We start from the raw sequence: 26,987 nt of genomic DNA, 5'->3' as shown, positions 1-26,987 counted from the left end.
AAGGGGCGGATCACATCCGCCCCCGGCGTTTGTACCACCGCAGCCCGTGCGTTGCCGGGCGGCCGTGGCTCGGCCCTGCGTTTCAGTCCGCCGTGTAGTCGACGGGATCGTGGGCATGCTGGCGCCCCAGCGCGCCGGCCATGGCCAGCATGAAGGCCAGGCCGCGCCGCACATCGGGCTCGCGCGCCATGCGCATCAGGCCGATCAGGGTGGGCGTTTCCTCCATGGCCTGCACCTGGGCCGCCGCCATGCGCGCGGCATTGCCCGCGGCCCAGGCCCCGCCCACGCCATCCTCGAAGGCCTTGGCGACCTTCTCGACCATGTAGTCGTCTGCCATGTCCACCAGGTCCGCCGTGGCCGACAGCAGGTCGACCACGCGGTTCAGGCGCCGTCCCGCCAGCAGCGGCTCCAGCCTGCCCATCAGCTCGGCCAGGCCCTGCAGCGCGGCGTCGTCCTGCAGCAGGCTGCCGGCGGCGGGCTGCGCCACGGGAATGTCGGAAGCGATGTTCATCTCGGTGCTCCTTGTCTTCGTGCTTGGAATGACAATGCAAAGGCCCTGGCCTCAGACCAGGGCGCGGGCCACGGCCCAGTACATGCCGCGGTTGAAGCCCTTGCGCATCATCGAGCCGACCTTGGTCGGCGGCGTGGGCTTGACGTCGACCTGGTAGTCGTACCAAAGCGGCATGCCGCCGTCCAGGCCCATCTGGGCAATGGCCACCACGCGCCCGTCGTAGGCATCGCTGGTGCGGCCGAAGCGGATCTGCGAGGCGATGTTGTTCACCACCACGGGCGACTGGTTGTGGCAGGCGCCGCCGGCCTTGCTCACGGGCAGGTCCACCGTGTCGCCCAGCACGTAGACATGGCTCTGGCCCAGCACCTGCATGGTCTCGTGGTCGGTGGGCAGCCAGCCCTCGCCATCGTGCGCCTGCGACAGGCCGCAGTCGCGCACGGCCTGCACGGCGCGTATGGGCGGCGTGGCCATGAGGATGTCGAAATCCTCGGCCTGGCCCTCTTCCGAATACGCCACCCTGGCCTCGGGGTCCACGCGCGCCAGCGTGAAGCCGCGCTGGTGGCGGATGCCGCGCTGCTCGAACACCGTGGGCAGGATCTCGCAGGTGTCCTTCTGCAGGAACAGGCAGTTGCGCAGCAGCTGCGAGACCGTGGGATAGGTGTAGACGATCTCCACCTTGTCGCGCACGCCGCGCCGGCGCAGCAGGTCGTCCAGCATCAGCGTGGTCTCTATGGGTGCGATGCCGCACTGGTGCGGCACATTGGGCGTCTTGGGAAAGGTCACGGTCACGAAGATGCGGCCCCTTTCCATGCGCGCCAGCTTGTCGGCCAGCTGCCGCGCAGGCGCGTGCTGGTAGAAGTGGTCGCCGGCCTCGGCCAGGCCTTCGATGCGCTCGGGCGAGGGCACGCAGCCCGTGGAGATCACCAGATGGTCGTAGCCGAAGCGCTTGCCGCTCTTGCAGTGCACGGCCTGCAGCGCAAAGTCGAAACGCTCCACCTCTTCCACCTGGAAATCGATCTCGGGCCGCAGCAGGCCGCGCTGCCTGCGCCGCAACTCGTCGCGGAAGAAGGCATTGAAGGCCACGTACATGAAGGCCGGCTTGTAGTAATGCCAGGGCGAGTTCGACAGCATGGTGATGCGCACCTTGCCCGAGACCACCTCCGGATACAGCTTGCTGACCAGGTGGTTGGCGGTCATGGTGCCGCCAATGCCCCCTCCGATGATCAAGATGTGATGCGCCATCCCTGCTACTCCTTGTGCTTTCGCCTCAGTGGAACAACCGCTGGCGCCGCACGGCGCCAGCGCCGGAAAATGCGCCGCTCAGTCAGGCTTGAGCGATCGCCACACCCCGTCCCAGAGCGCGTCGAACAGGGGCTCTATGGGCGTGTCGATGATGCCGTCCAGCCGCAGGCAGATCATGCGGATCGCGCTGCCGTACATCAGGCTGGCCGCCACCATGGGCTCCATCTGGCGGATCTCGCCATCGGTCATGCCGGCGAACACGAAGCCGCGCATGCGCACAAAGGTCGAGGCCGAGCAGATGGCCTGCTCGTCGGGCAGAAACTCGCGGTGGCGCGCATTGACCACGAAGCCCATGGCCTCGGGCTCGGCCTCGGCCAGCCCGAACAGCATGCGCAGCACCTCGCGGCAGCGCTGGGCGCTGCCCGCGTGCCGCTCCTCGATATCGTCGAGCAGCACATTCATGCGCGCCAGCAGATGCCGGTACAGCTCGCGCGCAATGCCTTGCTTGTCGGCAAAGTGGTTGTAGAAGAAACCGATGGACACGCCGGCCTCGGCACACAGGTCCTGTATCGAGGTATTGAAGAAGCCGCGCTCCACGAACAGCCTGAGCGCCACGCGCAGCGTCTGCACATGGCGCGATCCCGCATGTGGAAAGAAGGTCCAGGCCTCGTCTTGCATGGGAAATGATCGTAGAACGAATCTTCATTCTATTTTTGACCACTGCCTGCAAACCACAGCAGGGTTTTCCCGGGACTTGGCCTCAATCCACCAGCCGGAGCGCCTCGGCAAGCGATGCCACGTTGGCAATGCCCAGCTTTTCGTAGATGGAGCGGATCTGATTGCGCACCGTGGCAGGAGCACGCTGGAGCTGGGCTGCAATCTGCTTGTGCGTCAGGCCCTGGACCACAAGCCGCGCAACCGTGGCTTCGCGGGGGGACAGCCCGTCGGCTGCGCACCGGGGGCGCGCTCGCAACCACAGCAGACCGTGCTGCGTGAACAGCGTGATGACCAGGGTGTGGGCCACCAGGCGATGGGCGCCGCGCTGTGCTGCAGTCTGCACGGCCTCAGGCAGGCGAGGGCCTTGCCAGCCCGGCCATTCGGCACGCAAGGCATGCTCGAAGACGACATCCATGTGGAGGATGATGCCGCGCGGGTCTGCCAGTGCCGAGCCCGACGGATCACGGGCCAGGCCCTGCCGAAGCTGTCCAAGGTGCGCGAGGCGATTGAGCTCCAGCGCCTGTTGCACATGGGGCAGCAGCGCGGCCAGCAGCTGGCGCTCGCCCTCGGTGCAATGCGCATCCGTGCGGGCACGAAACAGCGTGAGCCAGCGCGTGTAAAGAGTGGCCGGGTTCAGCAGCCCGCCGATGAAGAAATGCGACTGCTCGAAGCGCCTGCCGTAGTCGCGCAGCGCTGCCTGATGCCGGCCACTGAACCAGGTACTCGCTTCGAAGGCCAGCGTCTCGCTGGGATGCCTGGTGACGGCCTGCGCCGCCGTGTCCAGGTGCTTGACCTCTTCATAGGCCTGCAGCATTTCGGGCGGCTGCCGGTGAAGGTGGATGGTGTGGATATCGATGCCGGCCGCGGTCATCGTGGCCGAGCCCCACATGGCCGAGTCGAAGGGCAGCACGGGCTTGAGCAGGTCCAGCGCCCGGTCCTGGAAATGCTCGACAGGCTGCTCGTGCGACAGCCGGTAGAGGTGCAGCAGCAGGTGGTTGTATGCAGCGTCCATGGCGGCTTGCCTGCCTGTCTTCGGTACGTTGAGATCGTCTGCACGGGCGGGTGTTGTGCGAGCCATGCCCGCTTGTCCCCGCCCGGCTGTGCTTCAGGATAGTGCAATTGCATCATTTTGTTTGCCGCGTGTCACAAATAGAGTTGGCGTGCCACCCACATTCCTGTACCGACACCATGCAAATCCAACCCAGTGCATCCACCTCCTTCCCCGCCGTGCGCCCTTTGCTGCTGTGCGGCCTTGTTGCAAGCCTCTATGCCTGTGGAGGAGGCAGCAGTGGCACCGACAGCGGCGGGGGCAACGGCGGCGGCACCGTGACACAGCCGGCCATCACGCTGTCAGGCACCGTCGCCATCGACCAGGCCGTGCGCAACGCCGCAGTCTGCGTGGATCTGAATGCCAATGCAGCCTGCGACACGGGCGAGCCCAGCGCAGCGGCCACCGGCAGCGACGGCAAGTTCAGCCTGACCTATCAACCCGGCGATGCGGCAGCCACCGCGGCCTTCAACCAGGCTCCCGTGCTGGCTCGCATCACGCCCGAATCCGTGGACGCTGCGGACCCCACGAGCACCGCCACGGCCAAGGCGTTCGTGCTGTCTGCACCGGCCGGCAAATCCGCGCAGATCAATCCATTGACCAGCCTGGTGCAAAAGGCCATCGCGGCCGGCGTGCCCAGGGAAGTGGCCGAGGCTGCCGTGGCCCGCCAGCTCGGCATCGACGCCGCCAGGATCTACGACTACCAAAGCGACGCGGCCTCCAGTACCGCCGTGCTCGCGGATACCGCGCGCACGGCCGCCAAGGTCACCGCCTACGCGCTTGAGTTGGGCGTGCCTATCCAGGTGACGGCACCTGGCGCAGCGGCCGTGGCATCGAGCCAACTGGCGCTCCTGAACTACGGCAACGCGCAAAACTACTCCGTGCGTGAACGCAGGTCCGACGGCGTCGTCCAGGCAGACGGCTTTGCCCACCAGTTCGAGACACGCAGCGGAAAAACCAACGGTACGGTCAGTACCCAGGAAGCGCTGTTCCCCGTCACGCTCACCAGCAGCGGCTGGACGCGCTGCGACAGCTCCGTTGCGCGCCTGACGACGCAGGGGGTTCCCTCGCGCACATTGCTGTGCAACCAGTCCACCGCCTATCTGAGCTTTACCACCGCTTTGCAGGACGTCAGCGGCAAGCCCATGGCCGAAGTCATCACGCAATTGCGTGCCGGAGACACAACGCTGCAGGCCGAGGGCATTCGCCATGACCGGTCCCTGGAAATGGACCCCGCCACCCTGGGCTCGGCCGTCTTCCCGCAGGGTGCACAGATGCGCACTGCACTGTCGGTGCAGTTGAACCGGTCGCCGGCCTTCATCAACAATACGGCCACGGACCGCTTCGGCTTCGCCACGCTGGAAGCCATGATTGCCGGCCGCCCGTCCAGCGCGGTGAACCTGTCGACTCCAGCCACCGTGCGCGCCACGACAGTCGGGGCGGCAGGACCGGTCGATGCCAACCATGTGTTGCGCGTGGCCTTCATCGATGCGGCCAACGCCCAGTTCTACAGCTGCGAATCCACCCCTCCGGCCTACAACGATCTGGGCGCCTGCACCGTGCATTCGCAAAGTGCGTACACCCTCGCCACATCCCAGGGAGTGCGCATGCTGACCTTTGCCGACTTCCCCGGCAAGACCTACATGCAGGGCGTCACGCGGGGCTATACGGAATTCGACGGCAGCGTATTCGGCTATCGCCTGCCTGCCGCCATTGCCAGCGAAGACCAGGCGCTCAGCTATTCCACCCGCCTGAACGGCGTGGCCTGGACCGCCATGAAGGCGGTCCTGGGCATTGAGTGACTCTTGCAGCCGGGAGTGGGCATTTGGAGAGCGGGCAATTGAAGCCAGGGATGGAGCGAGGTATCGCACGCGGTGTCCTTCAGCCGCGCTGGCCGGCATGCCGGGTATGCGTGCCTCGACTCCATCCTGCAGGACCGTAGAATCCGCGCGCAGCCATTGGAGACAGTGACAACAATGACGGGCTGCACACGAATTCGACACAAAGGCTTTTTGCAAATGCAACTCCCCATCCACGTCATCGACGCATTCACATCGGAACGATTCAAGGGCAATCAGGCCGCCGTCATTCCCCTGGATGCCTGGCTTGCCGATTCCACGCTGCAGGCCATTGCCGCCGAGAACAATCTCTCGGAAACCTCGTTCCTGGTCTGGAGTGCCGATCGCGCCGCCTTCGAGATCCGCTGGTTTTCCCCGCTCACGGAGATCGCGTTCTGCGGCCATGCCACGCTGGCGAGCGCCTTCGTGCTCTTCGAGGCCGATCCCGCGCTGCGCAGCATCACGTTCTGGGCCGCCGCCGTGGGCAATGTCACCGCCACGCAGGAGGATGGCGGACGCATCGTCATGACCTTCCCGCGCCGCGATGCCAAGCCGCTGGATGAGGTGCCCGCCGCACTGCGCGAAGGCCTCACGCCCGCACCCACGGCCTATCTTGTGAACCAGCAGGCCTACGTGGCGGTCTACGCCGCCGAGGCCGATGTTCTGGCCGTCAAGCCGGATCTGGAGCGCCTGAAGTCGCTGGGGCCGCTGGATGTGGTGGTGACGGCGCCTGCGGATGCGGGCGCATCGTATGACTTCGTCAGCCGCTACTTCTGGCCCGCCAACGGCGGCGAGGAAGATCCCGTCACCGGCTCCATCCATGCGGCGCTTGCGCCTTACTGGGCGGGCAGGCTGGGCAAGCGAGGCCTGGTGGGCCACCAGGCCTCGCGCCGCACGGGCACGCTGTTTTGCGAAGTGACCGACGCCAGCGTGGAGGTGGCCGGCCACTGTGCGCGTTACCTGACCGGAACGATCGCCGTCTGATTGCGGGGGAAAGTTCGGCGCCACCCACGACTCCCCCATTTCGCCCCGGCACGCAGGTACCATCCGCGCATGAGTACCCACTACGAATCCCTGTCGCAAGCCGACGCCTACCGCGACGCCTTCGACGTGGAAGCACCCGCGGCCAGCGAGCGCAACATGACACCGCGCAAGCACGGCTTTTTCATCCGCAGCGTCGCCGTGGCTGCAGAGGCTGCCGCTGAACAGGCAGAACCTGCAGCTCCCGACACGCCGCCTGCAGCACCCACCACTCCCGCACGCGAGTTGGTTGCCGCCCAATGGGGCCTGGTGCCGCACTGGGTGAAGTCGGCCTCCGACGGCCGGCTGCGCGCCCTCAAGCTGGTGAATGCGCGTTCCGAGACCGTCTCCACGGCCCAGGCCTTCCGCGATGCCTGGCTCAATGGCCAGCGCTGCATCGTGCCCATGGCCGCCTTTTTCGAGGATGACTTTCGCAACGGCAAGGCCCTGCCCACGCGCATCTCGCGCATCGACGGCAAGCCCATGGGGGTGGCCGGCGTGTGGGCGCGGTGGACGGGCCCCGACGGCGAGGTGCTGCTGAGCTACGCCCTGCTCACGGTCAACGCCAACAGCCATGCGCTGCTGCACCGCTACCAGCAGCCCGGCGCGGAAAAGCGCATGCCGGCGATTCTCAACGAGGGCGCCTACGACGCCTGGCTCAACGCGCGCGTGGAAAAGGCGCGCGAGTTCATGCGCCAGTACCCGTCCAACTGGCTCACCGCCAATCCGGTGGAGCGCAAGGCCGACAAGCGGCCACCGGGCCTGATGGCCTGATGGGCTGATGGGCTGACGGGCTGACGCATGGCCCTTGTCCCGCGCGCTACGGCACCTTGGGCAACGCGTTGATGGAGCGCAGGATGTCGCGCGTGATGTCCTGGCGCTTGGGCAGGTCGGCCAGCCGGTGGGGCGTGTCCATGTTCATGGCGAAGAACACAGGGCCGGCAGGCCATTCCACCCAGCCCACCCACCAGCCGATACGGCCGGTCCAGCCGGTTTTGGCGCGCAGTATCCAGTCCGGGCCGGCCTCGTTGATCATCACGTCCTTCACCAGCCGCTGGTGTTCCACCGGCAATGGCAGCCGATTGCGGTACAGCCGCTGCAGGAAGGCCGCCTGCTCCAGTGCCGAGATGGCCAGGTCGCCCTCCACCCAGAAAGGCGCCTCGCCCGTGGCCAGCGCATTGCCGTAGTCGATCTTGCGCATGTAGGCGGCCTCACGCGCACTGCCAAGCTCCCTGGCAAAGCCTTCGTACACCCACAGGGTGGAGTTGCGCATGGCAGAGCGCAGGTCCTGATCGGCATTCCAGGCCGGCAACTGGCGCTTCACGCCATCCCAGGGAATGCGCTGGAATTCATCCCGCAGCAGCCCGGCATCCAGTGCGAACAGGCTGTGCGGGATCTTGAAGGTGGAAGCGGGCGAGTAGCGCCGCGCCGCGCGGTCACGGTCGTGGACGTAGAGGGTTTCGGCCTGGCCTCTGGCATCGACCACGACGATGCTGCCATCGACCTTGGCATCGGCAAAGAAGCGGGCCCACTCGGGCTTGTCCTGCAGTTCGGCAGCCGCCAGCGCCGCCTGTGACAGGCAGGCGAGCAGCGCGGCGCACATCAGATTTCTTCGATTCATGCGGGCAGTTTAAGAGCTGCACCCCCGCACGGCGATGGTGCACCGCCCGCCCGGCTGCCCTGTTTTGACTCGCGGTTTTCCCGTTTTGGTGTTCCGGCTGCATCGCGCGGGCCCCACGGGCCCCGTGTGCGCTGGCACGACTTGTGCAAGGCTGCTGCAGGCCGGCCAATGCAGCCATGGCGGCAACGGCAGACGGCCCCATGACAACAACAAGCAAGGGAGTCATTGCATGCACAGGTGCGCACGGGCATTGAGAACATTGGTGGCGGGAGGATGGGTCGCGGTCCTGGGCGCGGCGCAGGCGGCCGAGCAGGCGATCACGCGGCCGTCGCTGGTGGCGGTGGAATCCATCAGCGCCGTGGACACGGTCTGGCTGATGACGGCCACGGTGCTGGTGCTGCTGATGACGCTGCCCGGCATTGCGCTGTTCTATGCGGGGATGGTCCGCCGCAAGAACGTGCTCAACACCATGGCCAGCGTGGTGGCGATTGCCTGCCTGGTCAGCATTCTGTGGTTTGCACTCGGCTATTCGCTGGCGTTCACGCCCGGCAATGCGTGGATAGGCGGTGATTCGCGCGCCTGGTTCGCGGGGCTGGATTTCAACGCCGCCAAGGGACTGGTGGCCGTGAGCCACCTGGCGCCGCATGTGCCCGAAGCGGCCTATGCCATGTTCCAGCTGGCCTTTGCCGTGATCACCGCCGCCTTGCTGGTGGGCGCCTGGGTGGAGCGCATGCGCTTCGGTGCCATGCTGATCTTTGTGGGCCTGTGGAGCCTGCTGGTGTATGCGCCGGTGGCGCACTGGGTGTGGGAGCCAGGCGGCTGGCTGGCACGCATGGGCGCGCTGGACTTTGCCGGGGGCACCGTGGTGCATGTGAACGCGGGTGTGGCCGGCCTGGTCTGCGCCTGGTTCCTGCGGCCGCGCCGCGGCTACGGGCACGAGCCTTTCGAGCCCTACAACCTGGCCTTGACCATGATGGGCGCGGCCCTGCTGTGGATGGGCTGGTTCGGCTTCAACGCAGGCTCATCGCTGGCCGGGGACAGCCGGGCGGCGCTGGCGCTGGCCGTCACCCACATTGCCGCGAGCGCAGGCGCCCTGGCCTGGTCGCTGGCCGAGTATGTGGTGCGCGGCAAGGCCACGCTGCTGGGCCTGTGCTCGGGGCTGGTCGGCGGCCTGGTGGCGATCACGCCGGCAGCGGGTTTCGTGACGCCGCTGTCGGCGCTGTGCATCGGCTCGATCGCCGGTGTCGCCTGCTACTGGGGCGCAACGGGGCTCAAGCGGCTGCTGGGCGCGGACGATTCGCTGGATGTGTTTGGCGTGCATGGCGTGGGCGGCATCGTGGGCTCGCTGCTCACCGGCGTGTTTGCCAGCCCGCAGATCGGCGGCGTGCAGGGCAGCGTGCTCACCCAGGCCGTGAGCGTGCTGGCCGTGGCCTTGTTCACGCTGGTGGCGACGGCCGTGCTGCTGTGGCTGCTGGACATGCTGATCGGCCTGCGCGTGGACGAGGAAAGCGAGCTGCAGGGCCTGGACCTGGCGCTGCACCGCGAACGCCTGGGTGGATGAACCGCCGAGCCGCAAAGCGGCCCGGCGCCCGATGATCGTCAAACCGAAGGAGTGCCCACTACATGCCCGAAAGCGAACTCCTGGCCATCGCCGCGCACCTGCATGTGCTGCTGCGCAGAAGCTGCGGCCGCGTGACCGACACCGAATGGCTGGCGGCCAATGCCGAATACGCCGCCGAAATCATCCGCTTCGCCCGGGAGCAGGAAGGGGCGCGCAGCACGCCCGAACTGGTGGACTGGACCCACCGCTTCGAAGCCGCCTGGAATGCCGCGCTGGCCGGGCCCGCCGAGCGCTCGCCGCTCATGCAGCGCGCCGGCGAGCTGATGCGCCAGCGCGCGGAAAACCGCAAGTACGTGGGCACGTTGCGCTAGCGCCGGGCTGGACAAGGCCGGTGGATCAGGCCGGTGGAGCGGGAACGGAGTGCAGCAGCACGGGCGCGTCGCCATCGCCGTTGACGCTTTCCAGCTGCACGCCAAAGCCCCACAGGCGCGCTGCGTGCTTGAGCACTTCCAGCGCATCGTCGGACAGCGGCCGGCCCTGGTAGCGGGTGTGGCGCAGGGTGAGGCAGCGGTCGCCGCGCAGGTTCACGTTCCAGACCTGGATATTGGGCTCGCGCGCGCCCAGGTCGTACTGCTGCGACAGGGTCTGGCGCAGGGTGCGGTAGCCGTCGTCGTCGTGGATGGCGCTGACCAGCAGCTCGCGTTCGCCGGCATCGTCATGGATGGCGAACAGCCGCATATCGCGCATGAGCTGGGGGCTCAGGTACTGGCCGACAAAGCTCTCGTCCTTGAAGTTCTGCATGGCATGGTGCAGCGCCGGCAGCCAGGGCGTGCCGGCCAGGTCGGGGAACCAGCGGCGGTCTTCCTCGGTGGGGTCCTGGCAGATGCGGCGGATGTCGCGGTACATGGCAAAGCCCAGCGCATAGGGGTTGATGCCGCTGTAGGCGCGGTGGCCCGCCGGGGGCTGGTAGATGACATTGGTGTGGGAGGACAGCCACTCGATCATCACGCCGTCGGTCAGCCAGCCTTCGTCGTACAGGGTGTTGAGCAGGGTGTAGTGCCAGAACGTGGCCCAGCCCTCGTTCATGACCTGGGTCTGGCGCTGCGGGTAGAAGTACTGGGCGATCTTGCGCACGATGCGCACGATCTCGCGCTGCCAGGGCTCCAGCAGCGGGGCGTTCTTCTCGATGAAGTACAGCAGGTTTTCCTCGGGCTCCTTGGGAAAGCGCTCGCTGTGCTGCGCCGCGCTGTCCTTGCCCGGGCGCGCCGGCAGGGTGCGCCACAGCTCGTTGACCTGCTGCTGGGCGTAGGCCTCGCGCTGCTCGCGCTCGGCCCGCTCGCGCGCCAGGCTTTTCTTGGAGGGGCGGCGGTAGCGGTCCACGCCCAGGTTGGACAGCGCGTGGCAGGAGTCCAGCCATTGCTCCACCGTCGTCAGGCCGTGGCGCTCCTCGCACTGGGAGATGAAGTCGCGCGCATAGACCAGGTAGTCGATGATGCTGCCCGCATCCGTCCACATGCCGAACAGGTAGTTGTTCTTGAAGAAGCTGTTGTGCCCGTAGGCCGCGTGGGCGATCACCAGGGCCTGCATGGCCGTGGTGTTTTCCTCCATCAGATAGCTGATGCAGGGATTGGAGTTGATGACGATCTCGTAGGCCAGGCCCATGTGGCCGCGCCGGTAGCGCCGCTCCGTCGCCATGTACTCCTTGCCATAGCTCCAGTGGCGGTAGCCCACGGGCATGCCCACGCTGGCGTAGGCGTCCATCATCTGCTCGGCCGAGATCACTTCCAGCTGGTTGGGATAGGTGTCCAGGCCGTAGCGTTCGGCGGCGGCCGCAATCGCTGCGTGATAGCGTTCGATGAGCTCGAAGGTCCAGTCGCTGGGATCGGGCAGAGGCTCGGCTGGCCGCACCCCCGCCGGCAGCGGCGCGGAGGGCACGATGCGCTGGGCCCGGTCGCTGGCCAGATGGGATTTCCACTGCGGCGTGGCATGGCGGGGCGCCAGCACGGGATAGTGAGAGAGGTTCATACCGATACCCCCTCTTTCTTGAACAGGTCGCGGAACACGGGATAGATCTCGCTGGCATCCGACACCTTGCGCATGGCGAAGTGCGAGAACAGCGGCAGCACCTGGCTGTACTCCTGCCACAGGCTTTGCTCTTCCTGCACCACCTGCACATAGGCGAAGTAGCGCACCAGCGGCAGGATTTTCTCGACCAGCAGATTGCGGCAGTTGGAGCCGTCGTCGCCGAAGTTGTCGCCATCGCTGGCCTGGGCCACATAGATGTTCCAGTCCCCGGACGGATAGCGCGCGCGGATGATCTGGTCCAGCAGCACCAGCGCACTGCTGACCACGGTGCCGCCGCTTTCCTGGGAGTGGAAGAACTCGTCCTCGCTGACCTCGGCCGCCTGCGTGTGGTGGCGGATGAAGACGATGTCGATCTTCTCGTAGTGCCGCGTCAGAAACAGGTACAGCAGGATGAAGAAGCGCTTGGCCAGGTCCTTGCGGTCCTGGTCCATGGAGCCGGACACATCCATCACGCAGAACATCACGGCCTGGCTGATGGGCGCGGGCACGCGCGTGCGGTTGCGAAACCGCAGGTCGATGGGGTCGAGAAAGGCCACCGTGCCCATGCGCAGCTTCAGGGCATCGATGCGCTGCTGCAGCTCGGCCGCCGCCTCGCTGGTGCCGTCGTCCTGTGCCAGCAGTGCCTCCAGCTGCTCCTCCAGGGCGATGAGCTCGCGGTGCGGCGCCTTGGTCAGCGCGATGCGCCGGCCCAGGGCGCCGCGCATGGTGCGCAGCAGGGCCAGGTTGTGCGGCGTGCCGTCGTGGCTGTAGCCGGCGCGGCGCGTCTTGTACTGCATGGTGTTGCCGATGTGGGTGCGCAGCAGGCGCGGCAGGGCCAGGTCTTCAAAGAACAGTTCCATGAACTCTTCCTTGGTCAGGGTGAAGGTGAAGTCGTCCTCGCCCTCGCCGCTGTCGCTGGCCTGGGAGCCGCCGCCGCCTGCGCCGCCCTGCGGCCGGGCAATGCGGTCGCCGCGCACATGCTCGGTGTTGCCCGGGTGCACCGTGTCATGGACCCCGCCCTGCCCGTGGTGGAACACAGGCTCGCGGATGTCCTTGCGCGGGATGGAGACGCTCTCTGACTCCTCCATGTGGCGGATGCCGCGCTTGTCCACCGCGCGGCGCACCGCCTCGGCGATCTGCGCCTTGTAGCGGCGCACGAAGCGCTCGCGGTTGCCCACCGACTTGTTCTTGCCGGCCAGCCTGCGATCGATGATTTGCAATGCCATCTGTGCCCCCCAGCCCGGGCGCGCCGAAGGGCGGCGCACCCACCCGTCAGTTGCTCTTGCGAACGCGCAGGTACCACTCGCACAGCAGGCGCACCTGCTTGGACGTATAGCCCTTGGCCTCCATCCGGGTGACGAAGTCCTCGTGCTTGCGCGCGTCCTCGGCACTGGCCTTGGCATTGAAGCTGATCACGGGCAGCAGCTCCTCGGTGTTGGAGAACATCTTCTTCTCGATCACCACGCGCAGCTTCTCGTAGCTGGTCCAACTGGGGTTCTTGCCCTGGTTGTTGGCCCGCGCGCGCAGCACGAAGTTGACGATCTCGTTGCGGAAGTCCTTGGCATTGGCAATGCCCGCGGGCTTCTCGACCTTCTCCATCTCGGCGTTGAGCGCGTTGCGGTCGAAGGCCTCGCCGGTATCGTTGTCGCGGTACTCGCTGTCCTGTATCCAGTAGTCGGCGTAGGTGACGTAGCGGTCGAAGATGTTCTGGCCGTACTCGCTGTAGCTCTCCAGATAGGCGGTCTGGATTTCCTTGCCGATGAACTCGGCGTAGTGCGGCGACAGGTACTCCTTGATGTAGCTGGTGTACTTGGTCTCCAGCTCGGCCGGGAACTGTTCGCGCTCGATCTGCTGCTCCAGCACATACATCAGGTGCACCGGGTTGGCCGCCACCTCGGTGCTGTCGTAGTTGAAGACCTTGGACAGGATCTTGAACGCGAAGCGCGTGGAGATGCCCGACATGCCCTCGTCCACGCCCGCGTAGTCGCGGTACTCCTGGAAGCTCTTGGCGCGCGGGTCCGTGTCCTTGAGGCTTTCGCCGTCATAGACCTGCATCTTGCTGAAGATGCTGGAGTTCTCGGGCTCCTTCAGGCGCGTGAGCACGGCGAACTGGGCCATCATCTTGAGCGTGCCGGGCGCGCACACGGCGCTGGCCAGCGAGGACTCGCGGATCAATTTCTCGTAGATGCGCACCTCCTCCGACACGCGCAGGCAGTACGGCACCTTGACGATGTAGACGCGGTCCAGGAAGGCCTCGTTGTTGCGGTTGTTGCGGAAGGCCTTCCACTCGCTCTCGTTGCTGTGGGCCAGCACCATGCCGTCGAAGGGAATGGCGCCAAAGCCCTCCGTTCCCTTGTAGTTGCTCTCCTGCGTGGCCGTCAGCAGCGGGTGCAGCACCTTGATGGGTGCCTTGAACATTTCCACGAATTCCAGCAGGCCCTGGTTGGCCAGGCACAGGCCGCCCGAGTAGCTGTAGGCGTCGGTATCGTCCTGGGCAAAGTTCTCCAGCTTGCGGATGTCCACCTTGCCCACCAGGCTGGAGATGTCCTGGTTGTTCTCGTCGCCGGGCTCGGTCTTGGCAATGCCCACCTGCCTGGAGATGCTGGGATAGCGCTTGACCACGCGGAACTGGCGGATATCGCCGCCCAGCTCCTCCAGGCGCTTGACGGCCCAGGGCGACAGCACATGGTTGAGGCAGCGCCGGGGAATGCCGAACTGCTCCTCCAGCAGCGGCCCGTCCTCCACGGGGTCGAACAGGCCCAGTGGCGACTCGTTCACGGGCGAGCCCTTGAGGGCATAGAACGGCACCTTCTGCATCAGGTATTTGAGGCGCTCGGCGATGGAGCTCTTGCCACCGCCCACGGGGCCCAGCAGATAGAGGATCTGCTTGCGCTCTTCCAGGCCCTGGGCCGCATGGCGGAAGAAGCTCACCACCTGTTCGATGGAGTCTTCCATGCCGTAGAACTCGGCGAAGGCCGGATAGCGCCGGATGACCTTGTTGGCAAACAGCCGCGACTGGCGTGGATCATTGCGCGTGTCCACCATTTCAGGTTCGCCGATGGCTGCCAGCATGCGCTGGGCAGCACCTTCGTAGGCCATGGGATCGCGCTGGCACAGGGCGAGAAATTCGTCCAGCGACATCTCTTCTTCGCGAAGGCGAACGTAACGTGCAGCCGAGTTGCTGATGACATCCATACGACCTCTCCCGGCGGCACCCGAGGGCGAACAGTGCCGCGAAGTTGCAAGGCATTCGCTACCGTGTGGAACTGTTGTAGCACCTTGCATCGGCTTTGAATAGCTCATACGTCCCACATGTCTGCATTGCGCGCGAGGTCACAATGTCAGGTTCCTGGACTACCCCGCTTTTTGCGGCGCCGGGACAGGGGCTTGAGCCAGCCGGGCCTGCAGCAAGGCCCGTGAATACAGCGCCTGACGCTCCCACTTTTGACAAATGATAGTCCGCACTCACACAGCGGCACAGGCCCGAATTCAGAACCGATGTCTCCTGCCGACAACCCTCTACTTGCCGCCGGTCGCCCATCGCGCAAACTGGCTGCCGTGACGCCGATGCACCTGCTGTGGTCCATGTGCCTGGTGCTCGGCCTGCTGCTCGCCCTGCTGGCACCGGGCCTGGCCAAGGCCGCACCGGCAGCAGGCCCTTTGGGTGCCTTGCAGGGCACGCTGGGCGGTGGCTCCGCGTCCGACAAGGAACGAAGCAACGCCATTCAGGCCCAACTGGATGCCGCCGCATCGGCGACAAAGGAAGCCGATGCGCTGGCGCAGGAACTGGACCGCCTGCGCGCCAGGGCACGCACGCCCGTGCCGGCCTTGCCCGCGCCGCTGAGCGACGAGCAGCTGGGCAGCCTGTTCGATCGCTGGAAGGAACGCGTTCCCGCCAACGCCAGCCAGGAAGTGCTGGAGCGGCTGCTGGCCGATGAACGCGATGCCATCGCCGCACTCAAGGTGGGCATCGAAAAATCCGCGGCCGACCAGGCCAATCTGGTGTCCCAGCCCGGCCCGGGGCGGATCGATCTGTCCATCCTCCAGCAACGCGCGCAGGAAAACGCCGAGCCCGTGACCGCCGAGCCCGGCGAAGCCCCCGACCTCACCCAGGCCCGCCAAGCACGGCGCAGCGCAGAGCACCGCCGCGCCCTGCTGGAGCTGGCGCTGCGCCAGGAAGAGCAGTCCACCATCGAAGCCCGCCAGCGCCTGCTGGCCGCACAGCTGCAGGCCCAGCGCCGCGAGCTGCTCGAGCGCATGCCGCGCGCCGCCTGGCTGACCCAGCGCATCGCCGAGCGCAGCCGCCAGCAGCTGGAGCAGCAGGTGCAGGAGATGGAGCTGGCCGCCCAGCACGCTTCCGCCGCCGATCCCGCCATACGCGACCTGGCCCAGCGCAATGCGGCGCTGGCCGCGCAGATCCTCAAGAACTCCAATGAACTGGCGCAGGAGCGCAAGACCCTGGCCAATGACGAATATGTGCGTGACCAGTTGAGCGCCACGCTGCGCGACACCCAGGCGCGCCTGCGGCTGGGCGGTGGCAGCGCGGCCGTGGGCCAGTGGCTGTGGCAGCAGCGCGTGGAACTGTCCTCCGGCAACACCTTGCAGTCCAGGCACCGGGCCGTGCAGCGCCAGCTGGCCGAGCTGCGGCTGATGCTGTTCAACTCCAGCAAATGGCGCCAGAACCCCGAGGCCGGCGCCGCTGCGCAGGCACCGGCCGATGCTGCGGACGCAGGTGGCGGCGCGGCACCGGAGCCGGCCGCCAATGCCACGGTATCGGCCCAGCAGACCGCCTTGCTGGCCCGGCAGGTGGCGCTCACCGATCAACTGCAGCCCGTTTTGCTGCGCCGCATTGCCGTGCTGGAACAGACCGACGAAGCCCTGCGTGCGGCCCTGCGCAGCGGCAACGAGTTGCGCCAGGTGCTGGACAAGGAACTGCTGTGGTTCCCCAGCCACCGACCCATGGACCGCACCTGGCTGAGCGAGTGGCGGGCGCTGGAGCAGGACATCGAAGGCAGCAGCTCGCCCTGGAAAACCGCGCGCGCCCTGGCCGCCAGCATCTGGAACGATCCCTGGGCCTTTGGCGCCGTCGGCCTGATCGTGGCCCTGCTGCTGGGCCTGCGCCGCTATGCGCTGCGCCAGCTGCAGGCCATCGCCGTGCGCGTGGGCGACTTCATGCGCGACAACTTCGGGCTGAGCCTGCTCGCGCTGGGCTGGAGCCTGCTCTACACCCTGCCCTGGAGCTTTGCGGCCGCGGCGCTGGGCAGCCTGCTGCAAGGCCCGGAAACCGTGGGCACGGCGCTGGAGCCGCTGGGCGCCACCCTGGTGCAGCTCAGCGATTTCATCTTCGTGGCCACCTTGCTCAACGCCCTGTTCTGCCCGGGCGGGCTGGCACTGGCCCACTTCGGCTGGCCGGCCGCTCGCGTGCAGATGCTGCGCCAGATGGTGCGCCGCGCCGCCTGGCTGATCGTGCCTGCCGAACTGCTGGGCGGCCTGGCCTTCTACAGCCATGACAACCACGCCATCAGCACCTGGGGGCGCATCTCCATCCTCATGCTGTCGCTGGGCCTGGCCTGGATGGCCTGGCTGTACTTTCGCCGTGTCATGCAGCAAAAGCGGCCCGGCATCCACTGGGGCCAGATCGTCAGCGTGGTGCTGATGCTCATGCTCAGCGCGCTGGCCGTGGGCATCGTGCTCGGCTATGTCTACACGGCCACCGAATTCATCCAGGCCCTGATGGCCAGCTTCGTGTTCCTGGGCGCTGTCGAGGTCCTGGTCAACCTGCTGCGGCGCTGGCTGCTGCTGGGCGAGCGGCGCCTGGCGCTGAACCGCCTGCGCGAAGCCGCCAGGCTGGCCCAGAGCGGCTCGGGCGTGGACACCGGCAAGGCCCCCACCGACGAAGCCACCCAGATGGCCCTGGTCACCGTGGGCGCGCAGGCGCACAGGCTGCTGGGCCTGCTGCAGCAGGTACTGGTCGTGCTGACCCTGGTCTACGCCTGGCTGCCCGTGCTGCCCGCACTGCTGCGCTCCGAAGGCGTGGTGCTCTGGTACACCACCAACACCGGCGCCGACGGCATCGCGCATGCCGCCCCCGTGAGCCTGATGGACGCGCTGCTGGGCGTGATGATCCTGCTGCTCACCTTCAGCTTTGCGCGCAACCTGCCCGGCCTGCTGGAAGTGACGCTCTCGGCCTCCAACCGCATCAGCAGCTCAGCACGCTACACCCTGGCCACGCTGGCGCGCTACGCCATCACCATCGCGGGCACGGTCAGCGCCTTGACGCTGCTGGGCCTGCGCTGGGGCCAGCTGCAGTGGATGGTGGCGGCGCTCACCGTGGGCCTGGGCTTCGGCCTGCAGGAGATCTTCGCCAACTTCGTCTCCGGCCTGATCCTGCTGGTGGAGCGCCCCTTCCGCGTGGGCGACGTCATCACCATCGACACCCTCACCGGCACCGTCACGCGCATACGCACGCGCGCCACCACGGTGCTGGACTTCGACAACAAGGAAATCGTCATCCCCAACAAGACCTTCATCACCGGCCAGGTGACGAACTGGACCTTGAGCGACGACGTGACCCGCCTGGTGATCGACGTGCCCGTGGCCCATGGCAATGACCCCGAGCAGGTGCGCAACATGCTGCTGGACATTGCCAGGGAACACCCCCAGGTGCTGCGCGAGCCCGAGCCCAATTGCTGGTTCATGGCGCTGGAAGGCAATGGCCAGCGCTTCGAGCTGCGCGCCTACGTGGGCAAGGTCGAAGACCGCCTGCCCGTGCGCCACGACCTCAACCGCCGCGTCAACGACCGGCTCAAGGACGCTGGCATTGCCGTGGCCTTCCCGCAGCTGGACCTGCATGTGCGCAACATGCCGGCCCATGCACCGGGGCAGGCACCTGGGCAGGCACCGGGGCAGACCCCACCCCATCCGACGGCATGAGGCCGACAAGTCCCCCGATTCCCAGCGCACAGCGCGGCATTGCCCGGCTCGCGGTCAGAACACTTCCCAGTTCTCGTCCACACGCTCGCCCGCATTGCGCAGCGGGGTGACCTTGGCAGGCGCTGCAGCAAACCTGGGTGCCGCTGCGGACGCCATCGTCCGCTGGCCGCCCTTGCTGCCTGCGGCGGCTGGCGCTGGCGACTGGGCTGGCGACCGGGCTGGCGAAGACGCGGGCAGGGACACGGACGAGGACACCCCGTCCAGCTTGAACAGACTGACCAGATCGACCAGCCTGGCAGCCTGCGCATTCAGGCTCGCGGCAGCCGCCGCCGATTCCTCGACCAGGGCCGCGTTCTGCTGCGTGACCTGGTCGAGCTGAACGACGGCCTCGCCCACCTGCGAGACGCCATCGGCCTGCTCGGCCGTGGCCGCGCCTATCTCGCCGATCAGGTCAGCCACCTGCTGCGCCTGGCGGACGATGTCGTGCATCGCGGAACCCGCCTCGCCCACCAGGCCGGAGCCTTCATCCACCTTGGACACGCTCTCGCCAATCAAGGCCTTGATCTCCTTGGCCGCCCCTGCACTGCGCTGGGCCAGGCTGCGCACTTCGGAAGCCACCACGGCAAAGCCACGCCCCTGCTCGCCGGCCCGCGCCGCCTCCACCGCGGCATTGAGGGCGAGGATATTGGTCTGGAAGGCAATGGAGTCGATCACGCCGATGATGTCCCCGATCTTGCGGGAACTCGCGGTGATCTGTTCCATGGTGGCCACCACGCGGCGCACGATCTCGCCGCCACCGGCGGCAGCCTGGCTGGACGATGCGGCCAACTGGGTGGCCGTGCGCACCGTATCGGCATTGAGCTTGACGGTGGCGTTCATCTCCTCCATGGAAGCAGCGGTCTGCTCCAGATTGCTGGCCTGCTCTTCCGTGCGCTGGCTCAGGTCCGCATTGCCCGAGGCAATCTGGCTGGCGCCGGTCGCAATGGATTCGCTGCTTTGCCGCACATCGGAGACCACGCGCGCCAGGCCGGCCCGCATGTCCTCCATGGCGCGCAGCAGGCTGGAGGTGTCGCCGGGCGCCAATTGCACCTGCACGGACAAATCGCCCTGCGCGATCTGGCGCGCCACCTCGGCGGCATAGGAGGGCTCGCCGCCCAGCTGCTGCTTGACCGTCCTGGTGATCATCCAGGCCACCAGACCGCCCAGCGCGGCGGCCAGCAGCGTCAGCACCAGCATGGCCACGCCGTCTTCGGCCACGCGGCGCAGCGAGCCGTCCACCGTCGCCTGCGTCTGTGCCTTCTGGTAATCGACCAGTGCCTCGACCGCGTCGAAATAGGTCGCCTGCAAGGCGCGCAGCCGCCCCATGATCAGATCCCTGGCGGCATCGCCCTGGTTGTCGATGCCCAGGTCGCCGGCCTGGCGCATGGTCTCCACGAAAGGCTGGCGCGCCTGCCGTATGTCGGCAAAGAGCCGGCGCGCCTGCTCGGTCTGCAGGCGCTGGTCCAGCTCCTTCATGACCAGGCCGTTCCTGGCAACCACCTCGTCCAGCCGGCGGCTCTCCTCTGCCATCTGCGCCGGGTCGGTGATCAGCGCCAGGTTGCGCACCACCCGCGCCGACACATTGGCATTGTCCTTGAGCAATTGCAGCCGGGCCAGATTGCCCATGCGGTCCTCGGCCAGCACGCGCAGCTGCTCGCCCTGGTCATGCAACTTCATCCAGCCGAAGGCTGCCACGCATACGCAAACCACGATCACCGCGAAAAAACCCATGCCCAGCATGGTTCCCAACTTCATACGCCTCAGAAAACCCACGTCGCTCTCCCTCGAACCACCTACGCAAACCGGCCAGACTGCTGGCACGGAGGAAACACATTCAGGAACAAATTTGACAATTTGAATCAGTTGCATCGCCTTCCAAAACCCTGCACATCCAGTAGGACAGGGCCTTGCCGGCATGCAGGCACCGGGCTGCCAGAGATCAGTGATCGGAAGCCAGGGGCGCGTAGATATCCCGCAGCAGGTGCTCCAGCTGAGCCAGCACCATGGCGCTGGCCCGGCTGCGCACGGCCTGCGGCTTCGTGGCCGTGAGCACGTCGCGGTAGAGATGCTCGACGTCGAGGGGGCGGATCACCGTGGAGCGCCGTGGCCGCAGCATGCGCAGGCTGATCCACGGCAGCACACTGGCGCCCAGCCCTGCGCGCACCGCACCGATCTGGGTGGTGGTGGAGTTCACCTCGCCTGCCACCTGGTAGCCGGCGTCCAGCGCCGCAAAGGCCCGGTCCAGCGCACCGCGCGTGGCATTGGGCAGGCTGGGCAGCAGCAGCGGATGCCGCGCCAGATCCTGCAGCGACATGGGCTTGCCATCCGCCTCGGGCGCCAGGGCGCGGGCGCAGCCAAAGAAGAAAGGCTCGCGTACCACGGGCCGCGTCTCCAGCTTGGCCGTGGCCTCCGAGGCATAGAGCACACCCATGTCGAAGCGGCCACTGTGCACGCCCTCCACCAGATGGCCACTCAGCCCTTCGTGGATGGACAGGATGACGGCCGGCCAGCGCTCACGGCAGGCGGCCAGCAGGGGAACGGCCAGCACCTGGGCGATGCTGCCCGCAATGGCCACCGATACAGAACCGGCCACCTGCGATTCCTCGACCTGAACGCAGGCCCGCGCATCGGCCACCTGCCGCAGGATGGCCTGCGCCTGGCCGTACAGCAGCCGGCCCGTGGCCGTGGGCTGCACGCCCAGCGCGCCACGCACCAGCAACGTGCTTTGCAGTTCCTGCTCCAGCAGCTTGAGCTGGTGGCTCACGGCGGATGGCACCACGTGCAGCACATCACAGGCGCGGGTGATGCTCTGGGCATCGATCACGGCAATCAGGTATCTGAGCTGGCGCAATTCCATGTCAGGTCCGAAGAGGGTTTCGATTTGCACGAAGGCCGGTTCTGAATTCCTCAGCCATGCGCTGCGAGGTGCTGCCTACATTGTGCTCACCGCCACTCCCGTACCCAAGCACCATGCCGTTCCACCCCCGCTCCCTGTTGTACGTTCCTGCAACCTCCGCACGCATGCTGGCCAGCGCAGGGCGGCGCGGTGCCGATGCCCTCGTACTGGACCTGGAAGACGCCATTGCCCCCGCGCAGAAGGAGCAGGCCCGCGCCATGCTGCAACCGGCCATCGCCAGCCTGCGCGGGCCGTGCCCCGTGCTGGTGCGCATCAACGCGGACAGGGCATTGGCACAGGCCGATACCGAGGCCGCCTTGCAGGCGGGTTGCGATGGCCTGGTCATCCCCAAGGTGGAATCTGCCGCCGATGTGCAGCGCATCGCAGCCCTGGCCGATGTCCACGGCAGCCCGCCGGTGCTGCTGCAGGCCATCGTGGAGACGCCCACCGGGCTGATGCGCCTGCAGGACATTGCCCGGGCCTCGCCCCGGCTGGTGTCGCTGGCCTTTGGCGGCGAGGACTTCGCCACTGCATTGGGCGTAGCGCCCACGCCCCAGGCCCTTGCCATGCCGGCACAGGCCGTGGCCATCGCGGCCGTGTCAGCCGGGCTGCATCCCATGGGGCTGGCAGGCAGCATCGGCGGCTATGTCGATCTTGCGCAGTTCGGCGAACTGGCCCGGCTCTCGCGCGCCCTGGGCATGCAAGGTGCCGCCTGCATCCACCCGGCCCAGTTGGCGCCCGTGCACGCAGCCTTCGGAGCCAGCCAAGAGGATCTGCGCCAGGCGCGCAACACCGTGCTGGCCTATGAACAGGCGCTGGCGCAGGGACAGGGCGCCGCGGCCGTTGACGGCCGCATGGTCGATGCGCCCATTGCCGAGCGCGCACGCCAGTTGCTGCGCAGCACCGGGCAAGCCGCATGAACGCCACGGACAACACAGGCTCCCTGCCCCTGCGCGGCATCCGCGTGCTCGACCTGTCGCGCCTGGCTGCAGGCAACATGCTCACGCTGCAATTGGCCGACTTCGGCGCCGAAGTGATCAAGGTCGAGGCGCCACGCGGCGACACCCTGCGCGACTGGAAGAACGACGGCCAGCCGCTGTGGTGGCAGATCTATGCGCGCAACAAGAAAAGCATCTGCCTGGACCTGCATGACGGGGCCGATGTGCAAAGTCTTCTGCAGCTGGCCGAATCGGCACAGGTCCTGGTGGAGAGCTTTCGCCACGGCGCACTGGAAAAGTTCGGACTGGGACCCGATGTCCTGCTGCAGCGCAATCCCCGCCTGGTGATCGTGCGCATCTCGGGCTGGGGCCAGACCGGTCCCTATGCGCAACGGCCCGGCTTTGGCACCCTGGTCGAAGCCTTCTCGGGCTTTGCCCAGAAGAACGGCTTTCCAGACAAGCCGCCCGCCCTGCCCAACCTGGGCCTGGCCGACATGATCGCGGGCCTGGCCGGCGTGGGCGCCACCATGTTCGCACTGCGCGAAGTGGAAACCCATGGGGGCCGCGGCCAGGTGGTGGACCTGTCGCTGCTGGAACCCATGCTGGCCGTGCTCGGCCCCGACCCTGCCATCTTCCAGCGCACCGGCCAGCGGCCACGGCGCATGGGCAACCGTGCCGACATCGCCGCACCGCGCAATGCCTACCAGTGCGCCGACGGACGCTGGCTGGTGATGTCGGGCTCCACCCAACGCATGGCCGAACGGATTTTCGAGGCCATGGGCCGCAAGGACCTGTGCAGCGATCCCCGCTTCGCCACCAACGCGGCACGGCTGCGACATGTCGATGCGCTGGACGCGCTGATCGCCGGCTTTGTGGCACAGCGCAGCCTGCAGGACAACCTGCTGCACTTCGGCCAATGGGAGGTGACCGTGGGGCCGGTGCTTGACGTGGAGCAGTTGCTGGCCGACGAGCATGTGCGCGCCAGGGCCTGCATCACCTGCATCCCCGATGCCGACGGCCAGCCCCTGCCCATGCACAACGTCTTTCCGCGCCTCTCGCGCACACCCGGGTCCATACGCAGCCTGGGCCCTGCGCTGGGAGAGCACCAGCACCTGGTGCCACCGGGCGCCTGGAGCGATCACCCTGCCCCTACCGAATGAACCCTCAGCCCATACAACGAAGGAGACATACCATGGCCTTTCTCAGGACTTTGCTCACCAGGGTCGCCACGGCGGCAGCCCTGGGCCACGCCGCCCTGCTCTCTTTGCCAGCCCACGCGGCCCCTGCGCAACTGGTCACCCTGGTGGTGCCTGCCGCGCCGGGCGGCTCCAACGACATCGTGGCGCGCGTCATGGAGCCGCTGCTGCGTGGCGAGCTGGACCGGCCCGTGGTGGTCGAGAACCGGGGAGGCGGCGGGGGCAATGTCGGCGCGGCCTACGTGGCACGCGCCGAAGCCGGCAGCAACATCTGGCTGCTGACATCAGCCAGCATCGTCACCATGAACCCCGGCCTGTTCGCCAACCCGGGCTTCGACACGCTGCGCGACTTCGTGCCCGTGGCCGGCATTGCCAGCGTGCCCCATGTGCTTTTGGTCAACAAGGACTTTGCGCCCTCCACCCTGCCCGAGCTGCTGGCCTTGCTGCGCAGGGAGCCGGGCAGGTACTTCTTCGGCTCTGCCGGTAACGGCACCTACTCGCACATCCTCATGGAATTCCTCAAGCGCGCCGAAAAGGTGGATGCCTCCCATGTCCCCTTCCGTGGCGTGGCCCCGGCCATGACCGAACTGATGGCCGGGCGCATACAGATGCTGATCAGCACCCTGCCCTCGGCCATGCCCTATCTGCAAAGCCGCGACGTCAAGGCCCTGGCCGTGTTCTCCGACCAGCGCAGCGAGTTCCTGCCCGACCTGCCCCTGGCCCGCGACACCGTTGCCGGCCTGGTTGGCGACCTGTGGATTGCGCTGTACGCGCCCAAGGACACACCCTCGCAGGAAGTGCAGCGCATGCGCCAGGCCGTGGACAAGGCCCAGGCATCACCCGGGCTGCGCGAGAAATTCCGCAAAATGGGCGCCAGCGTCTACGCCCCCACGGCAGCGGAACTGCGCCTGCAGACGGCAGCCGACCTGGCACGCTGGAGCCAGCTGATCCGGCAGGCAGGCATCCAGGTGGACTAAGCAGCCGGCCCATTTCAAGATATTCCAGAGCATTCCAAGGAGACTCCATGAAACTGCTGAGATTCGGCCCCGAGGGCCAGGAAAAGCCCGGCCTGCTGGATGCCGAAGGCCAGATCCGCGACCTGTCCGCCCTGTTGGACGACTACACGCCCCGCCTGCTCGGCCGCGAGGCGCTGCGGGCCCTGGCCGCCATCGACCCTGCCAGGCTGCCCCTGGTGCAAGGCCCGGTGCGCATCGGCATGCCCTGGAGCGGCATGTCCAAGTTCGTCGCCATCGGCCTGAACTACCGCGACCATGCCGAGGAAGCCGGCATGCCCATTCCCAAGGAGCCCATCCTCTTCGCCAAATGGCCCAGCTGCGCCTGCGGCCCCGACGACGACATCCCCCTGCCCGAAGGCAGCACACGCATGGACTGGGAGGTGGAACTGGGCATCGTCATCGGCGAGCGCGCACGCAATGTGTCCGTGGCCGATGCGCTGGAGCATGTGGCCGGCTACTGCCTTGCCAACGATGTGTCCGAGCGCGAATACCAGATCGACCGCAGCGGTGGCCAGTGGAGCAAGGGCAAGGGCTTCGACCGCTTCGGCCCCATCGGCCCCTGGCTGGTCACGCGCGACGAAGTACCCGATCCGCAAGCCCTGCAGCTATGGCTGGATGTGAACGGGGAGCGCCGCCAGAGCGGCAGCACGCGCACCATGATCTTTGGCTGCGCCGAACTCGTCAGCCACTGCAGCCGCGTGATGACGCTGGAGCCCGGCGACCTCATCATCACCGGCACACCCCCGGGAGTCGGAATGGGCATGAAGCCGCCACGCTATCTGAAGGCTGGCGATGTGATGGAGCTGGGGATCGAGGGCCTGGGGGTGCAGAGGCAGCGTGTGGTGTAGAGCCACGAAAAAGCGGCTTCAAGAAGCCGCTTTATTTTTGAGCGGAATTGGCGCTCAGCTGCCCGCCACCTTCATCCGGTTGATCAGGATCGAGCCCACGGTCTTGGCGCCGTAGTTGTAGGCATCCGCGCCCACGGCCTCGATGCCCTTGAGCATGTCCTTGAGGTTGCCGGCGATGGTGATCTCATGCACGGGGAAGGCGATTTCGCCGTTTTCCACCCAGAAGCCGCTGACGCCGCGCGAGTAGTCGCCGGTCACGTAGTTCACGCCCTGGCCCATGAGTTCGATCACGAACAGGCCCGTGCCCAGCTTCTTGAGCATGGCGGGCAGGTCGTCGCCGGCCTTGGTGCGGCGCGAGGTCATGACCAGGTTGTGCGATCCGCCGGCATTGCCGGTGGTCTTCATGCCCAGCTTGCGGGCCGAGTAGCTGGACAGGAAGTAGCCCTCGACGCGGCCGGCATCCACCACCTTGCGGGCCTGCACGCGCACGCCCTCCTCGTCGAAGGGCGAGCTGCCCTTGCCGCCGAGGATGAAGGGGTCTTCCGTGATGTCGATGTGCTTGGGGAAGACGGGCTTGCCCAGCGAGTCGAGCAGGAAGGTGCTGCGGCGGTACAGCGCGCCGCCGCTGACGGCCTGCACGAAGCTGCCCAGCAGGCCTGCGGCCAGCGTGGACTCGAACAGCACCGGGCATTCGGTGGTCGGGATCTTGCGGCTGCCCAGGCGGCTCAGGGCGCGCTGGGCGGCGTAGCGGCCCACGGCCTCGGGCGAGGCCAGGTCGTTGGCGTTGCGCATGGAGCTGTACCAGGCGTCGCGCTGCATCTCGCCATTGCGGCCGGGCAGCGAGGCGATGGGCGCCACCGACAGGCTGTGGCGCGAGCTGGCGTAGCCGCCACGGAAGCCATTGGTGTGGGCGCTGAAGAAATGGCTTTGCTGGGCCGAGACGCCCGCGCCTTCGCTGTTGGTGATGCGCTTGTGCGTGCGCAGCGCGGCTTCCTCGCATTGCAGCGCCAGTTCGGCCGCGGCCTCGCTGGTGAGGTCCCAGGGGTGGAACAGCTGCAGGTCGCGGTGGGTGCCGGGCTGGGCGATGTCGGCCGCATCGGGCAGGCCGGCCATGGGATCTTCGGCCGTGAAGCGTGCGATGTCGTAGGCGGCCTGCACGGTCTGCTGGATGGCGGCATCCGAGAAGTCCGAGGTGCTGGCGTTGCCACGGCGGTTTCCCAGGTAGACGGTCACGCCCAGCGACTTGTCGCGGTTGCGTTCCACGGTCTCCAAAGCCCCCTTGCGCACACTCACGCTCAGGCCGCAGCCCTCGGAAGCCTCGGCCCCGGCGTTGGTGGCGCCGAGCTTCTTGGCGTGGACCAGGGCACGGTCCACCAAGTCTTCAAAAAACGGTTGGCTGTAGCTGAAGCCGGAATCAGCCTGCGGTTTGGCGGTGCTTGCCGAGCGGGGACGGGGTTTTTTCATAGCGGCGGCTATGATAGCCGCCACTGCAGCGCTCT

Annotated in this window: 21 protein-coding genes; 10 read left to right on the top strand and 11 right to left on the bottom strand. The window is 67.0% G+C overall.

Translation table 11 applies throughout. The features are described 5' to 3' along the window. Positions 1-82 precede the first annotated feature (82 nt). The 4 genes from A9976_RS23340 to A9976_RS23325 all read right to left on the bottom strand — a co-directional run bounded on the left by A9976_RS23340 (position 83) and on the right by A9976_RS23325 (position 3,482). Positions 83-511, bottom strand: coding sequence for a DUF1641 domain-containing protein (locus tag A9976_RS23340; protein WP_183020969.1), 429 nt, complete (start codon positions 509-511; stop codon positions 83-85). Positions 512-562: 51 nt separating this feature from the next. Further along, positions 563-1,753, bottom strand: a complete 1,191-nt coding sequence (locus A9976_RS23335) for an FAD/NAD(P)-binding oxidoreductase (protein WP_183020968.1) — start codon at positions 1,751-1,753, stop codon at positions 563-565. 78 nt (positions 1,754-1,831) lie between these two features. Beyond that, the gene (locus A9976_RS23330) at positions 1,832-2,431 is read right to left on the bottom strand and encodes a TetR/AcrR family transcriptional regulator (protein ID WP_183020967.1); all 600 of its coding nucleotides are present in this window, start codon (positions 2,429-2,431) and stop codon (positions 1,832-1,834) included. A gap of 82 nt (positions 2,432-2,513) precedes the next feature. Then, complete coding sequence (locus A9976_RS23325) at positions 2,514-3,482, bottom strand: helix-turn-helix transcriptional regulator (RefSeq protein WP_183020966.1); 969 nt, start codon at positions 3,480-3,482, stop codon at positions 2,514-2,516. 176 nt (positions 3,483-3,658) lie between these two features. Here A9976_RS23325 and A9976_RS23320 point away from each other — a divergent pair, with 176 nt between their 5' ends. The 3 genes from A9976_RS23320 to A9976_RS23310 all read left to right on the top strand — a co-directional run bounded on the left by A9976_RS23320 (position 3,659) and on the right by A9976_RS23310 (position 7,150). Continuing rightward, positions 3,659-5,320, top strand: coding sequence for a hypothetical protein (locus tag A9976_RS23320; RefSeq protein WP_183020965.1), 1,662 nt, complete (start codon positions 3,659-3,661; stop codon positions 5,318-5,320). Positions 5,321-5,536: 216 nt separating this feature from the next. Further along, positions 5,537-6,340 carry a PhzF family phenazine biosynthesis protein gene (locus A9976_RS23315; protein ID WP_183020964.1) on the top strand — a complete coding sequence of 268 codons (804 nt, stop codon included), beginning with the start codon at positions 5,537-5,539 and terminating at the stop codon, positions 6,338-6,340. 69 nt (positions 6,341-6,409) lie between these two features. Then, positions 6,410-7,150 (top strand): SOS response-associated peptidase, encoded by a 741-nt coding sequence (locus A9976_RS23310; protein WP_183020963.1) that lies wholly within the window; start codon positions 6,410-6,412, stop codon positions 7,148-7,150. Between the two features lie 46 nt (positions 7,151-7,196). Here A9976_RS23310 and blaOXA read toward each other — a convergent pair whose 3' ends face one another. Further along, positions 7,197-7,997 carry a class D beta-lactamase gene (gene blaOXA / locus A9976_RS23305; RefSeq protein ID WP_259649279.1) on the bottom strand — a complete coding sequence of 267 codons (801 nt, stop codon included), beginning with the start codon at positions 7,995-7,997 and terminating at the stop codon, positions 7,197-7,199. A 229-nt stretch (positions 7,998-8,226) separates the two neighbouring features. Here blaOXA and A9976_RS23300 point away from each other — a divergent pair, with 229 nt between their 5' ends. Next, complete coding sequence (locus A9976_RS23300; RefSeq protein WP_183020962.1) at positions 8,227-9,558, top strand: ammonium transporter; 1,332 nt, start codon at positions 8,227-8,229, stop codon at positions 9,556-9,558. Between the two features lie 62 nt (positions 9,559-9,620). After that, positions 9,621-9,929: a hypothetical protein gene (locus A9976_RS23295; protein WP_013803509.1), complete on the top strand. Its 309-nt coding sequence runs from the start codon at positions 9,621-9,623 to the stop codon at positions 9,927-9,929. 25 nt (positions 9,930-9,954) lie between these two features. Here the strand turns inward: A9976_RS23295 and A9976_RS23290 are convergent, their stop codons facing one another. The 3 genes from A9976_RS23290 to A9976_RS23280 are packed head-to-tail and all read right to left on the bottom strand — an operon-like array spanning position 9,955 to position 14,817. Beyond that, on the bottom strand, positions 9,955-11,583 hold the full coding sequence (locus tag A9976_RS23290; RefSeq protein ID WP_183020961.1) for a SpoVR family protein: 1,629 nt from the start codon (positions 11,581-11,583) through the stop codon (positions 9,955-9,957). Further along, on the bottom strand, positions 11,580-12,848 hold the full coding sequence (locus tag A9976_RS23285) for a YeaH/YhbH family protein (protein ID WP_183020960.1): 1,269 nt from the start codon (positions 12,846-12,848) through the stop codon (positions 11,580-11,582). Before A9976_RS23285 ends, A9976_RS23290 begins: the two co-directional genes overlap by 4 nt. Positions 12,849-12,894: 46 nt before the next feature. After that, positions 12,895-14,817: a PrkA family serine protein kinase gene (locus A9976_RS23280; RefSeq protein ID WP_012204247.1), complete on the bottom strand. Its 1,923-nt coding sequence runs from the start codon at positions 14,815-14,817 to the stop codon at positions 12,895-12,897. A gap of 372 nt (positions 14,818-15,189) precedes the next feature. On the opposite strand from A9976_RS23280, the gene A9976_RS23275 reads away from it, so the two are divergent. Next, positions 15,190-18,555 (top strand): mechanosensitive ion channel domain-containing protein, encoded by a 3,366-nt coding sequence (locus tag A9976_RS23275; protein ID WP_183021058.1) that lies wholly within the window; start codon positions 15,190-15,192, stop codon positions 18,553-18,555. 54 nt (positions 18,556-18,609) lie between these two features. On the opposite strand, the gene A9976_RS23270 is transcribed toward A9976_RS23275, so the two are convergent. Continuing rightward, a complete protein-coding gene (locus A9976_RS23270; protein ID WP_183020959.1) occupies positions 18,610-20,349 on the bottom strand; it encodes a methyl-accepting chemotaxis protein in 1,740 nt (579 codons plus the stop codon). A gap of 184 nt (positions 20,350-20,533) precedes the next feature. Continuing rightward, positions 20,534-21,451 carry a LysR substrate-binding domain-containing protein gene (locus A9976_RS23265; RefSeq protein ID WP_183020958.1) on the bottom strand — a complete coding sequence of 306 codons (918 nt, stop codon included), beginning with the start codon at positions 21,449-21,451 and terminating at the stop codon, positions 20,534-20,536. A 137-nt stretch (positions 21,452-21,588) separates the two neighbouring features. Between A9976_RS23265 and A9976_RS23260 the strand changes: the two genes are divergently transcribed. Genes A9976_RS23260 through A9976_RS23245 form a run of 4 tightly spaced genes read left to right on the top strand, consistent with a single transcriptional unit; the run spans position 21,589 to position 25,488 of the window. Next, positions 21,589-22,410 (top strand): CoA ester lyase, encoded by an 822-nt coding sequence (locus tag A9976_RS23260; protein ID WP_183020957.1) that lies wholly within the window; start codon positions 21,589-21,591, stop codon positions 22,408-22,410. Beyond that, positions 22,407-23,588 carry a CaiB/BaiF CoA-transferase family protein gene (locus tag A9976_RS23255; protein WP_183020956.1) on the top strand — a complete coding sequence of 394 codons (1,182 nt, stop codon included), beginning with the start codon at positions 22,407-22,409 and terminating at the stop codon, positions 23,586-23,588. Before A9976_RS23260 ends, A9976_RS23255 begins: the two co-directional genes overlap by 4 nt. A 32-nt stretch (positions 23,589-23,620) precedes the next feature. Next, positions 23,621-24,601 (top strand): tripartite tricarboxylate transporter substrate binding protein, encoded by a 981-nt coding sequence (locus tag A9976_RS23250; protein WP_157760065.1) that lies wholly within the window; start codon positions 23,621-23,623, stop codon positions 24,599-24,601. Positions 24,602-24,648: 47 nt separating this feature from the next. Next, positions 24,649-25,488, top strand: a complete 840-nt coding sequence (locus A9976_RS23245; RefSeq protein ID WP_183020955.1) for a fumarylacetoacetate hydrolase family protein — start codon at positions 24,649-24,651, stop codon at positions 25,486-25,488. A 54-nt stretch (positions 25,489-25,542) separates the two neighbouring features. Here A9976_RS23245 and pmbA read toward each other — a convergent pair whose 3' ends face one another. Continuing rightward, entirely contained in the window at positions 25,543-26,952 is a 1,410-nt protein-coding gene (pmbA, locus tag A9976_RS23240; protein WP_183020954.1) for a metalloprotease PmbA, read from the bottom strand. Positions 26,953-26,987 lie beyond the last annotated feature (35 nt).

This window comes from Delftia sp. UME58 (assembly GCF_014170385.1).
Lineage (GTDB): Bacteria > Pseudomonadota > Gammaproteobacteria > Burkholderiales > Burkholderiaceae_C > Comamonas > Comamonas acidovorans.
Note: the sequence above shows the minus strand (reverse complement) of the source record. Positions and strands in the feature narration are given on the sequence as shown.

Coding starts and splice junctions, on each gene's coding strand:
- A9976_RS23340 (WP_183020969.1), bottom strand. CDS start 511: ATGAACATCGCTTCCGACATTCCCGTGGCGCAGCCCGCCGCCGGCAGC.
- A9976_RS23335 (WP_183020968.1), bottom strand. CDS start 1,753: ATGGCGCATCACATCTTGATCATCGGAGGGGGCATTGGCGGCACCATG.
- A9976_RS23330 (WP_183020967.1), bottom strand. CDS start 2,431: ATGCAAGACGAGGCCTGGACCTTCTTTCCACATGCGGGATCGCGCCAT.
- A9976_RS23325 (WP_183020966.1), bottom strand. CDS start 3,482: ATGGACGCTGCATACAACCACCTGCTGCTGCACCTCTACCGGCTGTCG.
- A9976_RS23320 (WP_183020965.1), top strand. CDS start 3,659: ATGCAAATCCAACCCAGTGCATCCACCTCCTTCCCCGCCGTGCGCCCT.
- A9976_RS23315 (WP_183020964.1), top strand. CDS start 5,537: ATGCAACTCCCCATCCACGTCATCGACGCATTCACATCGGAACGATTC.
- A9976_RS23310 (WP_183020963.1), top strand. CDS start 6,410: ATGAGTACCCACTACGAATCCCTGTCGCAAGCCGACGCCTACCGCGAC.
- blaOXA (WP_259649279.1), bottom strand. CDS start 7,997: ATGAATCGAAGAAATCTGATGTGCGCCGCGCTGCTCGCCTGCCTGTCA.
- A9976_RS23300 (WP_183020962.1), top strand. CDS start 8,227: ATGCACAGGTGCGCACGGGCATTGAGAACATTGGTGGCGGGAGGATGG.
- A9976_RS23295 (WP_013803509.1), top strand. CDS start 9,621: ATGCCCGAAAGCGAACTCCTGGCCATCGCCGCGCACCTGCATGTGCTG.
- A9976_RS23290 (WP_183020961.1), bottom strand. CDS start 11,583: ATGAACCTCTCTCACTATCCCGTGCTGGCGCCCCGCCATGCCACGCCG.
- A9976_RS23285 (WP_183020960.1), bottom strand. CDS start 12,848: ATGGCATTGCAAATCATCGATCGCAGGCTGGCCGGCAAGAACAAGTCG.
- A9976_RS23280 (WP_012204247.1), bottom strand. CDS start 14,817: ATGGATGTCATCAGCAACTCGGCTGCACGTTACGTTCGCCTTCGCGAA.
- A9976_RS23275 (WP_183021058.1), top strand. CDS start 15,190: ATGCACCTGCTGTGGTCCATGTGCCTGGTGCTCGGCCTGCTGCTCGCC.
- A9976_RS23270 (WP_183020959.1), bottom strand. CDS start 20,349: ATGAAGTTGGGAACCATGCTGGGCATGGGTTTTTTCGCGGTGATCGTG.
- A9976_RS23265 (WP_183020958.1), bottom strand. CDS start 21,451: ATGGAATTGCGCCAGCTCAGATACCTGATTGCCGTGATCGATGCCCAG.
- A9976_RS23255 (WP_183020956.1), top strand. CDS start 22,407: ATGAACGCCACGGACAACACAGGCTCCCTGCCCCTGCGCGGCATCCGC.
- A9976_RS23250 (WP_157760065.1), top strand. CDS start 23,621: ATGGCCTTTCTCAGGACTTTGCTCACCAGGGTCGCCACGGCGGCAGCC.
- A9976_RS23245 (WP_183020955.1), top strand. CDS start 24,649: ATGAAACTGCTGAGATTCGGCCCCGAGGGCCAGGAAAAGCCCGGCCTG.
- pmbA (WP_183020954.1), bottom strand. CDS start 26,952: ATGAAAAAACCCCGTCCCCGCTCGGCAAGCACCGCCAAACCGCAGGCT.